Annotated in this window: 12 protein-coding genes and 2 tRNA genes; 8 read left to right on the forward strand and 6 right to left on the reverse strand. The window is 44.8% G+C overall.

The window, feature by feature from the left end; translation table 11 throughout:
• Positions 1-159: 159 nt before the first annotated feature.
• Both BUB19_RS19115 and BUB19_RS19120 read left to right on the forward strand, forming a co-directional pair.
• Entirely contained in the window at positions 160-963 is an 804-nt protein-coding gene (locus BUB19_RS19115) for a 3'-5' exonuclease (protein ID WP_073097005.1), read from the forward strand.
• 136 nt (positions 964-1099) lie between these two features.
• Complete coding sequence (locus BUB19_RS19120) at positions 1100-1600, forward strand: GNAT family N-acetyltransferase (protein ID WP_073096884.1); 501 nt, start codon at positions 1100-1102, stop codon at positions 1598-1600.
• 12 nt (positions 1601-1612) lie between these two features.
• Here the strand turns inward: BUB19_RS19120 and BUB19_RS19125 are convergent, their stop codons facing one another.
• The 3 genes from BUB19_RS19125 to BUB19_RS19135 form a co-directional block, all read right to left on the reverse strand.
• Complete coding sequence (locus BUB19_RS19125; protein ID WP_073096886.1) at positions 1613-2623, reverse strand: response regulator; 1011 nt, start codon at positions 2621-2623, stop codon at positions 1613-1615.
• Between the two features lie 4 nt (positions 2624-2627).
• Complete coding sequence (locus tag BUB19_RS19130) at positions 2628-3059, reverse strand: response regulator (protein WP_073096888.1); 432 nt, start codon at positions 3057-3059, stop codon at positions 2628-2630.
• A gap of 221 nt (positions 3060-3280) precedes the next feature.
• Positions 3281-4270: a sensor histidine kinase gene (locus BUB19_RS19135; RefSeq protein ID WP_178371538.1), complete on the reverse strand. Its 990-nt coding sequence runs from the start codon at positions 4268-4270 to the stop codon at positions 3281-3283.
• Positions 4271-4474: 204 nt separating this feature from the next.
• On the opposite strand from BUB19_RS19135, the gene BUB19_RS19140 reads away from it, so the two are divergent.
• From BUB19_RS19140 to BUB19_RS19155, 4 genes are all read left to right on the forward strand, one after another.
• Positions 4475-5557 carry an efflux RND transporter periplasmic adaptor subunit gene (locus BUB19_RS19140; protein WP_073096892.1) on the forward strand — a complete coding sequence of 361 codons (1083 nt, stop codon included), beginning with the start codon at positions 4475-4477 and terminating at the stop codon, positions 5555-5557.
• Positions 5558-5758: 201 nt separating this feature from the next.
• The gene (locus BUB19_RS19145; RefSeq protein ID WP_073096893.1) at positions 5759-7018 is read left to right on the forward strand and encodes an ABC transporter permease; all 1260 of its coding nucleotides are present in this window, start codon (positions 5759-5761) and stop codon (positions 7016-7018) included.
• A 1-nt stretch (position 7019) separates the two neighbouring features.
• The gene (locus BUB19_RS19150) at positions 7020-7703 is read left to right on the forward strand and encodes an ABC transporter ATP-binding protein (RefSeq protein ID WP_073096895.1); all 684 of its coding nucleotides are present in this window, start codon (positions 7020-7022) and stop codon (positions 7701-7703) included.
• Between the two features lie 215 nt (positions 7704-7918).
• Complete coding sequence (locus BUB19_RS19155) at positions 7919-8365, forward strand: Hsp20/alpha crystallin family protein (RefSeq protein ID WP_073096897.1); 447 nt, start codon at positions 7919-7921, stop codon at positions 8363-8365.
• 149 nt (positions 8366-8514) lie between these two features.
• Here the strand turns inward: BUB19_RS19155 and BUB19_RS19160 are convergent, their stop codons facing one another.
• Both BUB19_RS19160 and BUB19_RS19165 read right to left on the reverse strand, forming a co-directional pair.
• Positions 8515-9846, reverse strand: a complete 1332-nt coding sequence (locus tag BUB19_RS19160; protein ID WP_073096899.1) for an MATE family efflux transporter — start codon at positions 9844-9846, stop codon at positions 8515-8517.
• Positions 9847-9946: 100 nt separating this feature from the next.
• The gene (locus BUB19_RS19165) at positions 9947-11401 is read right to left on the reverse strand and encodes a DUF294 nucleotidyltransferase-like domain-containing protein (RefSeq protein WP_073096901.1); all 1455 of its coding nucleotides are present in this window, start codon (positions 11399-11401) and stop codon (positions 9947-9949) included.
• A gap of 355 nt (positions 11402-11756) precedes the next feature.
• Here BUB19_RS19165 and BUB19_RS19170 point away from each other — a divergent pair.
• Together BUB19_RS19170 and BUB19_RS19175 are read left to right on the forward strand one after the other, a co-directional pair.
• Positions 11757-11830 (forward strand) — tRNA-Arg (locus BUB19_RS19170).
• Positions 11831-11962: 132 nt separating this feature from the next.
• Positions 11963-12035 (forward strand) — tRNA-Lys (locus BUB19_RS19175).
• 417 nt (positions 12036-12452) lie between these two features.
• Here BUB19_RS19175 and BUB19_RS19180 read toward each other — a convergent pair.
• A complete protein-coding gene (locus BUB19_RS19180; RefSeq protein WP_073097007.1) occupies positions 12453-15887 on the reverse strand; it encodes a S8 family serine peptidase in 3435 nt (1144 codons plus the stop codon).
• Between the last annotated feature and the right edge of the window lie 30 nt (positions 15888-15917).

A 15917-nucleotide genomic window follows, 5' to 3' on the forward strand; every position in this document is an offset into this window, starting at 1 on the left:
GCAGCAGCCTGCAGCAAAATGAAAATTACCCGTAAAATTTGCTATATTTGCCCTGTCGGCAGGGCAGGAAATTGTGCGGCATTGAGACGATACTCCCTACCAGACTGCTTAAGAAAATCATCTAATCCTTACCTTTTTTGTATTGAAAGCACAATTGAAATGAAATTAAATTTAAGAAATCCCATTGCATTTTTTGATCTGGAAGCTACTGGCGTCAATATTTCTTCTGACCGCATCGTAGAAATCTCCATTTTGAAAGTTCACCCCAACGGTAGAGAAGAAATTAAAACCATTAAGGTGAATCCTACGGTACCCATTCCACTGGAGTCTTCGCTTATACATGGCATCTATGACAAAGATGTGGCAGATGCACCGACCTTCAAGGACGTGGCCCGTGACCTGCAGCGATTTTTTGACGGCGCTGATCTGGCTGGCTTTAATGTGTTGAAATACGATATCCCGCTTTTGGTTGAGGAGTTTTTAAGGGCAGGGATAGATTTTGACCTGGAAAAAAGAAACCTGCTGGATGCACAGAAGATCTTCTTTATGATGGAGAAGCGAAATCTGGCAGCAGCATACAAATTCTATTGTGGCAAAACACTGGAAAACGCCCATAGTGCCGAGGCCGATACACTGGCCACCTATGAGGTGTTCAAATCGCAGATCGAAAGGTATGCCGGAACGGAAATGGAGGATTTGCAGGGAAACATCGTAGGAGTCATGGAGAATGATATGAAAAAGATCCACAACATGATCAACGAAAAAATGGTGGATCTGGCCGGAAGATTCGTCTTCAATGATAAAGGAGAAGAATGCTTCAATTTCGGAAAACTTAAGGGAAAACCCATTACTCAGGTCCTGAAAGAAGAGCCTGGTTATTACGACTGGATGATGAAGGGAGATTTTCCGCTGGATACGAAAAGGAAACTCACTCAGGTAAAACTTCGCGGCTTTAACCAATGAAGCTAAAAGCACCACAACCCGGCTCCCGTATGGACTGTATAATGCAATGCGGACCTTTGCTCAGTTCCGGGCCACCCCGTAGCATGTTCTACATTTGAGCTTGCAGCGCAGCATTCTCCAATAATATACCCGATCAATGGTCCAGATAACACCTGCCCACCGAAGTCATCTACCCCAGATTCAGGAAATGGCCAAAGTCATCTGGCCCCTGACGTTTGGTGCCATTCTTAGCCAAAAGCAACTGGCCTACATGCTGGAAATGATGTACAGCCTACCCTCGCTGCAACAGCAGATGGAAGAAAAAGGGCACCGTTTTCTGATTGCACAAAAAGACAGGAAGGCGGTAGGCTTTTGTTCCTACGAACTACACTACATGGGATCACCAGACCTGAAAATCCATAAACTATACCTACTCCCGGAGGCGCAGGGCAAAGGTACAGGTCGAGAAATCCTGACCTATCTGGAAAAAACAGCTAGAAAAAACGGCATGGAGAGCATGCTGCTGAACGTCAACAAATTCAATCACAATGCCTATGGCTTTTATATCTCTCAGGGATTCAACCAGATCGCGGCAGAAGTCATCCCTATTGGTAATGGTTTTGTAATGGATGATTTTATACTGGAAAAAAAGATTTGACTGGATTTTTGCCTAAAGATCCGGTAAATCAATTTTTCTGGTTTTGGAATTGATCTCTTTGATCACTTCATCCAGCTCTGATGCGGACACCAAAACGTGGTCCAGTAATTCCTTTTTGTCTTTTGGCAGGTCAGCGAACTCCAAATTCAATAAACTTACCAGACCCATCAGGCGGGCCAGGGGAGCACGGACAACGTGCGATTGTACCCATGCAATGTCTTTCAGCCTTTTATTTTGTTCCTCTATTGTTTCGATATAGGCCTTTTTTAAGGTAATGTCATTAGCCAGAACCAGCGTGGCTGGACGACCGCTGAAATTGATTGGGTTGGAACTGATTTCTACGGTTATTTTCTCTCCATTTTTCTTAGTGTGAAGAAATGTACCGGCTTTCCTGTAGCCCTGATGACTCCTCCCTGATTCTATGGCCTTGAATAATTTCTCTCTTTCTTCTCCCGGCCGTATATCTGCGACGGTCATGGAAAGAAACTCCTGCCTGGAGTAGCCATAAGCACGGATAGCGGCATCATTGACATCCAGAAATTCCAGGGAAGTTTCATCAAATACCCACATAGGCAGAGGACTCAGGTGAAAAAGTTCCCTATACCTGTGTTCTGACTCCTCGAGTCTATTGAATACTTTTTTTCTTTCTATGCTATATATGATGCTTCGTGATAATATGTCCGGATGGAGTTCGTCTTTGATCATGTAATCCGACATGCCCAAATGGATGGATTTGACCGCAAAACTACGGTCTGCATAACCTGTCAACACCACAATGGGGACCCTCGATGCCAGGGACAACATTTCTTTGATCAACGGCTCTCCGCTTTTGTCGGGCAAACTAAGATCCAGTAAAATGACATCGTAGTCTGAGGGTCCTTTTGCAACAGCATCTTTAAACGTGCTGACCCACTCAATGGTGGAAGTGGGAAACTTCTCTTCCAAAGCCTCTGATACCAGAACATAATCGCCTTCATTATCTTCTACTACCAGAATTTGATTGATATCTTCTTCTGAGGACATTTTTTTAAACCTGTGTAGGGAGCTTTACCAAAGAAAACCAGAAGCTTTCTATCTTTTGCAATATGTCCTGATAACTTTCCGGGCCCATTGGCTTGGATATATAACTGTTGGCATGGTTGTGATAGGACTCCAATATATCTCTTTCGCTGGAGGATGTTGTCAACATGATGACCGGAATCTGCTTCAATCCATTTGAGGTCTTAATAAATTGTAGTACCTCCTGCCCGTTCTTCTTCGGTAGATTGATATCTAGCAGGATCAGGTCAGGAATATTTTCAGGAGAGGCACATAGACAATCTTCCAATACCTCAACTGCCTCATGACCATCTTTCGCATAGGAAACTTCCAAAGGAATATTGAGTTCGGCCAATGCATCTGAAATCAGCAATACATCCCCTTCATTATCCTCAATAATAAATATTCTCAACATACTCATGCTCAGCCAGGTTTAATTTTGGTTAGGATCATCCCCCCCTTAGTAATCAGGTGGAGTTAGAAAATAAGCATATAAATTATTCAAATCCAAAGTTTGACAAACATATTTTCCCTGATGCCATAGCTGATTGGACGATTATTTTATGATTAGCCTCTTTTGATATATTATGTTGGTTTACTTTGAGATTTCCCCTGATTCATGGAATAGGTGCCGTTTTCGGATCATTCGCCCCGCCCTTTGCCGGTAGAATTATTCGCCAATTTTGTTGTGTCAATCTCTCTAAGCATAATGTAAAAAGTACTTCCCTCGCCTAAAACTGATGTAGCCCATATTTTCCCACCTGCATCCTCGACAATTTTCCTACAGATGGCCAGGCCCATTCCGGATCCTCTTCTGATCATTCCCCGATCGTATTGCTGGAGTATGTAGAATATACTATCCAGATGCTGGGCCTCTATGCCCACCCCATTGTCTTTTACCGCTATGGTTTTATAACCATCCGCTCTGGTAACCTCGATTTCAATTTTTAGTGTCCGGGAGGGATCCCTGAAATTAAACGCATTGTTGAGCAATTGATCGAATAGCTGTAGAAATCGCTTATAATCCCCTTTCGTTCCGGTTAGGTCCGCTTTCCTTAAATCGATTTTGCCCAATCCGAATTTTCTGGAATTTAAGTGAATGGCCTTTTCCAGCACCACATTCAGATCAACGATTTCCTGAGACTCCTGATCATTTGTCAGTTGCGAAAAAGCCACCAAATCCTGAATTACATCCTTAATTTTATAAAAGTTTTCTAAGGTCAGCTCGAGAAAAGAGATCGATTTGTCCGGGAGTATCGCTCTATTTTTCCTAATGAATAGCTCCAGGAAACCATGGCTCTGCCGGACTGGCTCTACCAGCTCATTGGACGCGACCATGATAAATTGATCCAACTGGTTTTTGGCATGTTCGGATTTTGCTCGCTCTCTCTCAATTTTCTGATTGGCCAATTCCAGTTCCCTGACTTTTCCGTCCAAATACAGGTAATGCCTATCCATCAGGTAATACACCAACACGCCGGTCAATACCACAAAAAAAACTCCCTTAATAAATTGATAGCTGTACAAAACTGTGCTATCTGCCCCATCAAAAAGATACAATATCAATGAATCACTCCCAAAAACCCAAATTATCCCTACAGCTACATACAGCATAGCTATTTTTACACTCATCTTCATTTCTACCGGTCCTTCATGCTGTCGAAACTCACCACAAAATTTATTTTAAATGTTTAAATTACGAAACAAAATTGAATCGCAGCGGAATCAGAAGCAAATAAATTAAGCCAATTATCACTACCTTTAGCACATGGACCAATTTCCAGGATCAGTTAAATTGGTGAAATGAAAAAAGTTGGTGGTTAAAAGCAGATTTTCATGTTTAAAGTATCCCACATTATCATTTTCAGCTTTTTGCTTAGTTATATTTCCTGTACTTCTCCTTCGGAAAAAATTTACCCCGCCAGACAAGACATTACCCTTTCGGTGTATGCATCGGGAAAAATAAAGAGTAAACAGCAGTATGTAGTTCAGCCAATCGGCAATGGGTACATTCAGACCATTCATGTAAGTGAGGGGCAAACCGTCCGGGAAGGGGAACTGCTCTTTACTTTATCCAATGAAGCTTCCCGACTCAATAGAGACCTGGCGCGTCTTTCCCGATCGTATGCAGAACAAGAAAATAACGAGGCACGATTAAAGGATCTTGAGGAAAAGATAGCTCTGGCCCGGGATAAAAAGCGCCACGATTCTGTACTCTGGGAGCGTCAGCAAAATCTTTTTGAAAAGGGTATTGGATCAAAACTTGAACTGGAGCAGAAACGCCTGCAACAGGCACAATCTCAGACAGAATTCAATACGCTTGTACTCAACCGGGAAACTTTGATCAAAGAACTGGAATTCAATGCTAAAAATGCCCTAAAAAACTTTGAAATTGCCAGTTCAATGACCGAGGATCTGTTGATCAAAAGCAAAATAAAAGGAAAGGTATATGCCTTACTAAGAGAGGAGGGCGAGTTGGTAAACCAGCAAAGTAACCTGGCCGTACTGGGTGATGGAGATGAATTTCTTTTGGAGCTGCTCGTAGATGAATACGACATCGCCCAGATCGATATTGGTCAGCAAATAAAAGTCCACCTGGACAGCTACCGAGACCAGATATATGATGCTGTAGTCACCAAAATTCTACCTCTGATGGACGAAAAAACCAAGAGCTTTGTAGTAGAAGCGGAATTTACAAACGCACCTCCAAAGCTTTATCCCAATTTGACCCTGGAGGCCAATATTATCCTGGAGGTAAAGGAAAATGCTCTCATTATTCCCTCTGCTTACCTGATCGGGGAGCGATACGTGATCGCAGAGGAAGGAGATACACTGGAGGTAAAAACCGGAATAAAAAACTATCAAGACGCGGAAATAATTGAAGGAATTGACGAAAATACAGCCTTGTTAAAACCATAGCGTAACGCAGTTGCCTGCCGGAAACGGTGGGTGCAGGGTGTATCCTCCTGGTCGGTCTGAGCCGACCGCAGCAATATCAGAAGATAGAAGGAAGGGTAACATTTGAAAAGAAATAAATCAATCATATAAACCCCGTACTGCCACAGGCAAGGATACCTATGGCCGAAGTAAGACTGGTCGCAGTAAGACAATAACAAACCTATGAAATACGGTTTATTGCTGGAAATAGCCTGGAAGCTCATGCTTGCGCGGTTTAAGCAAACCCTCATCGCTGCCGTCGGGGTTACTTTCAGCATTACCATGTTCGTCGCTCTTTTGGGATTTATGAATGGTTTGAATCTGATGCTGGATAGTCTTGTCCTGAACAGAACGCCCCATATTCGCTTTTATAATGAAATCAAACCCAATCCTAACCAACCGATTGACCGATCGGAAACCTATAGCTCATTTAATAATACCATCAGGTCAATCAAGCCCAATAATAGCCGCAGGAGCATCTACAATAGTGCTGCAATGATCGAAACGCTGCAGCAAGATGAGCGGGTCATGGGAGTGGCACCAAAGGTCAGCGCACAGGTATTTTATAACGTAGGCAATATAGACATCACGGGATCTATAAACGGGATCGATGTGGACGCTGAAAATGAACTTTTCACCTTTAGTGATTATGTAACGGCAGGAAACTCCACCGACCTAAAAAACACCAATAATGGCATTATTCTTGGTAAAGGGGCGGCAGATCGAATGCTTGCCCAAATCGGCGATGTGATACAGGCCACCTCCGCTCAGGGAAATACAGTACAACTTAAGGTAGTCGGATATTACCAATCCGGACTGAGTGAATTGGATAACGTACAAAGCTATACCTCACTCGAAACAGCCCAGAAGATAGTGGGTGAACCGGCATCTTTTATCACTGATATACAGGTAAAGTTAAACTCCCTTGACCTGGCGCCATCCATGGCGGTGGAATATGCTGATCTGTTTGGCATAAAGGCTGACGATATACAAACCGTCAATGCGCAGTTTGAAACCGGCACAGAAATACGTAACCTGATCAGCTATGCTGTAGGCATTACCTTGCTCATCGTTTCAGGGTTTGGAATTTACAACATTCTAAATATGATGATTTACGAAAAAATGGACACCATCGCCATATTGAAGGCTACCGGATTTTCAGGACGGGATGTCAACCTCATATTTACCCTTATTGCACTGATCATTGGCACGGTCGGAGGTACGATCGGGCTGGTGCTTGGCTATCTGGCTGGGCTGGGTATTGACCGGCTGCCGTTCGAAACGGAAGCCCTGCCCACAATCAAAACCTTTCCGGTCGACTTTAATCCACGTTATTATATTATTGGAGGTGTTTTTAGTCTACTGACCACCTATATGGCGGGGTATTTTCCTGCAAAAAAGGCCAGCGGTGTAGATCCGGTAGAGATCATAAGGGGGAAATAAAATGAAAGAGCGTACGGTACTTGAAGCCAGAAACATCAACAAATTTTTTTACAATCCGGTGAAGACCCAGGTTCTTAAGGACATTACTTTCGAGGTCAATAGAGGAGAGTTTGTTTCCATCATGGGCAAGTCAGGGTGTGGCAAGTCCACTCTGCTGTATATCTTATCTACCATGGACACCAGCTACGAGGGAAATTTGTTAATTGATGGACAGCCCGTTACCGGCCAATCGCATACTTTTCTTTCCCGGATCAGAAACGAAAAAATTGGCTTCGTTTTTCAGTTTCACTATTTACTGGCAGAATTTTCGGTGCTCGAAAACGTCATGATACCAGGGCTCAAGCTGGGAATCGTGGATCGGAAAGAACTGGAATACAAAGCCATGGAAAAACTTCGGATTTTTGGAATGGAAGACCATGCGCTGAAGAAAGCCAATCAGTTATCCGGAGGCCAGAAACAAAGGGTGGCCATAGCCCGGGCCCTGATCAATGATCCGCTGATAATTATGGGCGATGAACCCTCCGGAAATCTGGACAAGAAAAACAGCGATATTGTTTTTGAGATATTCCAAGAACTTGCCCTGTCATACAGGCAGACCTTGTTGATAGTAACCCACGATCCTGAATTTGCCGCCGGGACTGACCGGATCATCGAGATGGAAGACGGGAGAATCATTTCCAGTTGAATCACTTCCCTTGTAATTTTCCCGGGTCCGGAAATTTGATCACGGACTGAAATGCGAAGTCGCCCCTGCAGGTGGGGAGATGTACCTGACACCTTCGCATCTATGTCCAACTCGACAAAAATCATGATTTGGCATGATCGGAATCATACTACAGTAAATCGAGTGGAATTACCTTAGTGGTGTAAACAAACATTACCAACTAAAATCAAAAACCCATGTTGACACTAGCAAAAAGAAACGGAAGCTTTTGGCCAAAGGTGGTTTCGGATCTTCTGGGATCTGAAAACTGGCCCGATTTCGACAATCGGTTTTACGATTGGGATGAAAAATTTGAAATCCCATCCGTAAATATCAAGGAAACAGATAAAACATTTCAGGTAGAGGTAGCGGCACCTGGATTTGAAAAGAAGGATTTTAAGATCGAAACTTCAGAAGGGGTGCTGACCATACAAGCCGAAAAAGAGGTTCGGAAGGAGTCGGATAAAGAAGAAATGAGAAGACAGGAATTTTCTTATGCATCTATCAAGAGATCATTCAGTCTTCCTGAAAATGCAGAGCGCGATAAGATAGCTGCCAAATATGAAAATGGCATTCTTCATCTCGAAATTCCGAAGATCAAGCAGGTCGTAACCCCTCCCCGAAAAGAAATTAAAGTTGGTTAGGTCTAGTAAAAAGGCTCCGGTCGCCTGACCGGGGCTTTTTTTATACTGCAGATCCACTTAGATTTGGTGTGAGGATTTTCTCCGGTTGGCAGACGGGGCTTTTTTATCCGATTTCCATTCCTCAGGTCCAGAGAAAACTGGGTCCTTATTTACAGCGCATCAGTGCCTTTTTTCAGATATAAATAAGAGATGGCAGCCGCACCGGTGTCTGCCAGAGGAAAGGCATACCAAATACCTTCCAGGCCAAACAGCATGGGCATAAGAATTACCAAAGGAACAAGAAAAATCCCCTGTTTGCTAAGCGCCAGGAGCAGGGCAGATTTTGGCTTACCTATAGCCTGAAAATAGGCACTACCTATCAAACTAAAAGCCAGCAAGGGAGTAGCCAGAAAAGCCTTGCGCATAGCCGGGATCGTTTCCAAAATCAATACCTCGTCTTCGGTAAAAATCTGAATCAACGGTCCGGTAAAACTCATGATCAACACAAAGATTACAAGAGCTATCAAACTTGAAGATCTCAGCGCCAGTCTGATTGCCAGGTGCACCCTTTCGCTGAACCTGGCGCCGTAATTGTATCCGGCTATGGGGACAAATCCCTGAGTGATCCCCAAAACCGGAAAATTTGCAAACATCATTATCCGATTGATCACACCGTAAACCGAAAGGGCCATCTCACCACCATAAGAAAACAGTTCATTGTTTAAGACGATGGCGAGTATACTGACTGTCCCCTGCCTGGCCAGGGTAACTGCTCCCAGAGCCGAAATTTCCCTGGCTATTGACAAGTCAGGCCTTAGCCAGTCTGCTTTAAACTTCATTGTAGATTTGCCAAACATAAAAAACCACAGGGTGTAGGCCGCGCTGGCAACATATGAGATGCTCGTTGCCCATGCAGCACCTTCCAGCCCCATGTCCATCCAAACGATGAAAATAGGGTCCAGGATGATGTTAAAAACAGCAGGAACAATAAGCGTGTACATGGCCACTTTTGGGTAGCCTTCTGCACGGATCACATTATTGCTCATCATGGCCCATGCCAGGAAAGGTATACCGATCAGGATAATGGTGAAGTAGTTTTTGGCAGGCTCTAATACCTCGCCTTTACCACCGAAAAGTTTCAGAATCTCTTCTGAAAAAGCATATCCCAACCCTACAAAAAACAGTGCGAGGGTGAGGGTCATACCGATTTGATTGCCAAATGTGGCAAAAGCCCGCGAATTGTTATTGTCCCCAAATGCACGGGAAATAATCGATGCTCCTCCCACACCGATCGACATGCCTATACTGGAAATCAAAAAAGTAATGGGTAGGACCACGGTGATTGTAGCTATACCCAGTGATCCCACAAACCTGCCAACAAAAATTGTATCTACTATGCCATAGATGGACAAAACCAATATCCCTACTGCTGCCGGGACTGCCTGCTGTACCAGTAATTTTCCGATGGGGGAATGACCAAACGCATGGTTATTTTTCTCCATAATGAATGAATCCCCAACAAGCAGGGAAACTAAGAATTCGGTTTATCCCGGCAAAGTACCCAATTTATCCCAATGGATAAACTTCATTTACATGAAGAACTCAAAAAGTTTTGGTAAATTCAATCTTAACCTTTAGCTGTAAATCCCGGATTACCTTAAATATTTCTCTGATCGTCACTACCTGCACTTTGGTCAGGCTATTGATTCGGATATAATTTACCGGAGCTCGCTTGTTTTTTATGATGTCCACTGCTTGTTTTTCCAGCCTTAAACTCATCAGGTAATAATACGCCTGATAGAGCTCTGCTGAAACATCAGCAGCAAATACTCCTTTGTCAGTTAAAATTTTCAACCGTTTTCCCGTATTGGTTTCAAAAATCCTGTTGGCAAGTGCATAAAGCCGTATCGCATCCACCATAGGTGTCATGGCCTTTTTGATATCAAAAACCTGCTCTTTTTCTACTTTGAAGGTCCTGATGTTCTTCAGCCAGGTGAGTTGGGTATCGTACTGCAGCGCATTCTGCGCCATGTTGAAGAAAAACCGTTCCAGAGGATGCTGAAGTTGTTCATCCATATAGGCTTTAAGATCCTCCAATAGCGTAAAATCACCATAAATGGGTCTACAATCAAAAAATGTTCCATAGCTCATTACCGTCTCGATGGAAGATTCCTGAAACCAGGTGGCATAGTTTTTCTTCCAGTGGGAAAGCGAATGGGTCCACTTTGGGTTGCTGGCCATAAATCCGCCCTGACAAAAGTTAAAACCGATCTCATTAAGCCGGTCGGAAACCTCTTTGGCGAAGCCCAGAAAATAATCCCTTACGAGGCTACGCTGTTCGTTGGCCTTGTCTTCGTAGATAATGGCATTATCCTGATCTGTTTTCAGGGTTTGTTCTTTTCTGCCTTCACTTCCCAATACGAAAAAGACAAACCTGGCTGGCGGCTCTCCCTGCTCCTTTACCACCTGCTCGATCACACGCAGTGCTATGGTGTCTGCAATGGTTGAAATGATCTGATTGATGATTTCAGCCCTTACGCCCCGTTGGATCAATTGATCCACAATTCCCGGTACCTGCTGCCATTTGAGCTTCAGCTCTTCTTTGTCCAGTGCCAGCTTTACCGATTGAATGAAAATAAATGGGGATTGTGACTGTATCGTCAAAATTCTGTTTCGGCTGGTCACTCCGATGTAAACACCCCCCTCAGAAACCAACAGGTAGCGGGTTTTGGTACGAAACATCAACAAAAGAGCTTCATAAACAAAAGCCTCTTTTGGAATAGAAACCAGCTTTTTGTCCATGATTTCCACCACAGCCCTCTCCGGAGAAACCCCCTCAGCCAATACATTATCCCTCAATGTAATATCTGTGATGACCCCGACAATATTACTTTTATCTCTTCCTACAAAAAGGCAACTGGACATTTCCTTACGCATGATCTGCGTGGCGGCAGCAATGCTGGTTTCTGGCGGGCAGAATAAAATTTCCCTTAGCGGAATCTCACCAATGGTTTTGACATAAAAATCATCCAATACAGTCAACGGATCAGCGGGCATGCAAACAGATTTTTTGCAAAGATGAAAAATCATTCTGAGTTAATAAAAAGTAATTGCGAAATAGAGTTTGTAATTAAAAAAAACCGCCTTACATTTGCACAAGCTTTTGAAAAAGCTCCATTAAACAGGCTGAAAAGCCTGTTTCTATTTTAATTGAAAATTGCTTTGGCTTTTCCGAATAATGCATCCCGACCTTTAAGTCGGGGAGGTTTCAGGAGGGAAGTGAGAAATACCGATTGCGAGAAAACAAAAAGAATGGTCCTGTAGCTCAACTGGATAGAGCATCCCGACCTTTAAGTCGGGAAGGTTTCAGGGGGACGAGGGAAATCCCAATAAGGGGAAAAATAAATAGAATGGTCCTGTAGCTCAACTGGATAGAGCAACTGCCTTCTAAGCAGTAGGTTTCAGGTTCGAGTCCTGACAGGATCACGGAAATTTCAACGGTTGGAATTACGCGGATGACATAACGAAACGCGATAGAGCATCCCGACCCTAAGGCGGGAAGGTTTCAGGTTCGAGTCCTGACAGGGTAACAAAAATAGTGGGGTTAGCAATATTTATGATTCCGTAGCTCAGCTGGTAGAGCATAACACTTTTAATGTTAGGGTCCTGGGTTCGAGCCCCAGCGGGATCACAAAAATGAGAAATCTTGTTCTTCAGAGCAGGGTTTCTTTACTTTCAGACATCTGGTGTAGGCGAGAAGTTTATCCCGATGCAGGGCCGGTTGCGGGCTGATTCGGGAAGCCCCAGCGAGGACAAGCCGTTAATAAAATGTCCCCAAGGACATTTTTAGGCTTGGGCCAGGATGCAGGGTAGGTACATATACATATTTAACCATGTTCTTCGGAGCAGGGTTTCTTTGCTTTCAGACATCTGGTGTAGGCGAGAAGTTTATCCCGATGCAGGGCCGGTTGCGGTCTGATTCGGGAAGCCCCAGCGAGGAAAAGCGGTTAATAAAATATGTCTAAAAGCTTTTTTCAGGTATTGGCCAGCATGGAAGACAGGTTTCATTTTGATCGCATGCGAAGACTCTGGAAAGGCGAATCTATTATTATTCCTTCATCACCTTGAATGTCTGCACCTCTTTGCCCGCCTGAACCTGAATAAGGTAAAGCCCCTGTGTATAAACGAAATCCAGAACAAACTCCATTCCTTGCCTTTCCTTATCAAATTTTACCTGTTGCTTCAAGCGTCCTGCACCATCAAAAACGCGGACATCGATCTCTCCCATATACGAGTTATTTACAAAAAGAGACAGTTTTTCAGCGACTGGATTTGGGCCTATGGCATACCCTGATCTGCCTGAAAAAATATCCTCTCCGGAGCTGGAGACCACCACGACTGCAGATAGTCTGTTGCATTGATCATCAATCACAGCTACCTGATATGCCCCACCATCAGCCACCATATAACTTCTTTCCCTTGCACCTTCTATGGGCTCGCCGTCCCGATACCATTGGTATGAGCTTGCCGGGATCCTGGAGCTCAGTTGGGATCCATTGGCGACAATTTCAGGCCTTCTGAGTGAATTGGGATTGATCACAACGCTTTTTTCATAGCGATTTACACCACCCGGTCCACTGATCTCAAGGGAAATGGTATAGGTTCTGGGATTGTTGAAAATAAAGGTTGGATCGGTAGCGGTGGATGTTCCCAGGCCACCAAAATCCCAGTTATAGGCCGTAATATTTCCTTCAGAGAGGTTCTCAAATTCAGCCAGGCCGCCTGCACAGTTAAATGCCACGTTAAAATTGGCCAATAAAACATTTTCGCATAAGATATTGCTCCAGTTTGCGGCATTAATTACAGTGGATTGCGGGCCCAGATTGATTACCGACTCCCCTTGCAAGTCGACATTCTGCACATTTAGGCCTTCAAAACAATACTTTCTATAGGGCTCATGTATCAGAATCGCCTTTCCGGGCGAACTGATTATTGTCTGCCCACCTGGGGCATCACCGTGCTCGATCCCCTCCTCTACGAGCAAAGATAGGCCATCGCCGATCCTCAATGCAGAGCCGCCTGTCAAATCCAATACACCGACATGGGTCATGTCCTGATTGAGCTGCGTCTCGCCATTCAATTCGAGTCTTGCAATATTACCGCTCGCATTGACCTGAAGGTTTCCTCCCAGGTTTACCAACCGCCGTATTGGGGAAATAGAAAAGTCTTCGTAAACCCCATTTTCTCCGGTAAAAACCATATTCAGGGCTGCCGGCAATTCTACTCCCGGATTAGCCCTGAACAGGGACTTGAATTCAACGGTAGTAAGGCCGCCTCGAATTCTGGTTCCTGAGGACAATTCAACTTCATTTACGAGCAATCTTTCCATTCCGAATTCAACAACTGCCTCGCTGATTTCCAGCTCGTTTATTCCCGGCATGGAAAGTACCCGCCATCGTCCCTCGTCAAACCAGACATTTACATCAGAGAAATCCAGCTGACCAAAATCAAGAATGTTTTCATTTTGGTCCGTTCCCTCGAAATGTATCAGCCCATTCCGGACATTGGTAAGGTTGTTACTTGACCTGAATCCATTGCGAATCAACAGCTCGTTTTGATTTAAATCCAATACCAATGGTTCTTGTCCAAAAATATTCAGGCTAAAGACGTCGGTATTTTCTGAAAGACTGATCGTCTGTCCTGCCAGCGGCCTGTCTATCACAACTCTTGTTCCTTCATCAGGAATAATATTGGCACTCGGCCCGCTGCTGTTTTCAGACCAATTGTTCGGATTATCCCAGTTGCCATCTGTTCCTATCCAGTACAATGTGTTGGCCTGTCCGTCGGAAACGCCTGCAGAGAAAACGAGGCTGTAGGGTTGCTGGGAGTTGGCCAGATCTCCTTTATGGCTCACGCGCACGGTATACCTCTGAGGATTGGGGTTTTCAATCGACACCTGCTCAACGTTATCCCGAAAATTGTCTCCGTTCCTGCTGGCAATAGCACTGGAGCCATCCCTGGGGTTTAAAGTCCAGGGAAAGAAAGTATTGCCATTTTCATCAATGATACGCAAGTCGAGATCATTTACCAGCATGAGATCTGTGGGATTGACACTCAGTGCAGGGGAAGTGCCTGCAGGGTCGGTCCAGGCGATAGTTGTTTTGATAGGATCCACCCCATTGGAAATAAATTCAAACTCATAGGTTTCCCCCTGCTGCAGGTTTAGCTCTCTGATGATTTTTGAACTACCATCTTCATCGATGATCATGTTGGCTGCCGCTTCGGTATCCAACAGGCCCCAACCGTGCATGTAGTCTGGTCCGGGGTTCATACCCGCTTCCCTGGCCGTCTGTATGGCTAGGGCTTTGAGGGTAGCAGAAAGCATGTATCTGCCGGCATTTCTATTGCGGTACAATTCCTGAACGAGCAGCAAAGAGCCAGAAACATTGGGGGTGGCCATGGAAGTACCACTCAAGGTAGCGTAACTGTCGGCTCCATTTTCACCTTGTATGGCTGAGCTAAACACGTTTACCCCCATCCCTACCAAATCTGGTTTGATTCTGCCGTCGTCTACCGGTCCCCAGCTGGAAAACGAGCTCATGTTTACATCGGAAGGACCTGTATAATCCCCCTGCAAGCTGACTGCCCCAATGGTAAGGCTGTTTTTCGCTACTCCCTCAGGTCCAATGGAGTCGTCCGGTCCGTCTGCATCCCTGGAGCCATCCCCTACATCAGACCGGTCATTGCCCGCCGCCCAGATAATGGTGTAAAAGGGTTTTGCGAATGCGAGTTCATCGATTTGTCTGGATTTGTTGGTATAAAAACCAAATCTGTAATCTTCACTTGCGCTTATGCCTTCATTCCCCGCCCAGGTCCAGTTGTTGTTACTGTCTCTATACCAGCCCATCAAAAACCCGTAAGAGTGGTTTGAAATCAAGTGTCCGCCAGGATTGAGGTCGGGGTCATAGCTGTTTTGAGTCATTTTTGAGATATCGGCGTCCCAGTTAAAAGCCCAGCCGATGGCCTCTCTGGCCATTCCTGCCGCATTTCTGTTGTTGCCGGCAGCTAAAATGGTTCCGGTCACGTGGGTAGCATGATTACTGATTTCTTCCGTCGACCCGTCGATCTGGGTCACCCTGTTGCCAAATTCGTTGTGATTGGCTTTGGGCCTGGTCTGGTCGTAAATACCGATAATCATGTCCGTCCCGGACAGATTAAGATTCAAATTTCCTCCTGCCTGTAAGGAATTAGTACCCGTAGCAGCTGCAGCATTCAGGTTATGAGTGGTATAATATACCGGATGGTTATCGTCATCAAGGTATTGAAATACAGCAACCCGCTGATCGGCCAGATCCATGACGAGGGGAATGCCCATGGCCTCGGCTATCACAGATTTTTCCTCCGGCTTCAGGCTATATCGCCGGACATTGTCCTGCAAGCGCTGAAACACCTCAGACCTGACCTGCCGCATGCCTTCCTGGGCCTGGATAAATCCCGCTTTAGCCACTAAAAGAAGAAGGGTCAAAGCAATTAGTTTTCTCATCCTGTCGCTACATTTTTTTCGGGATCTGGC

The sequence above is a fragment of the Cyclobacterium lianum genome (assembly GCF_900143075.1).
In the GTDB taxonomy this organism is placed as follows: Bacteria; Bacteroidota; Bacteroidia; order Cytophagales; family Cyclobacteriaceae; genus Cyclobacterium; species Cyclobacterium lianum.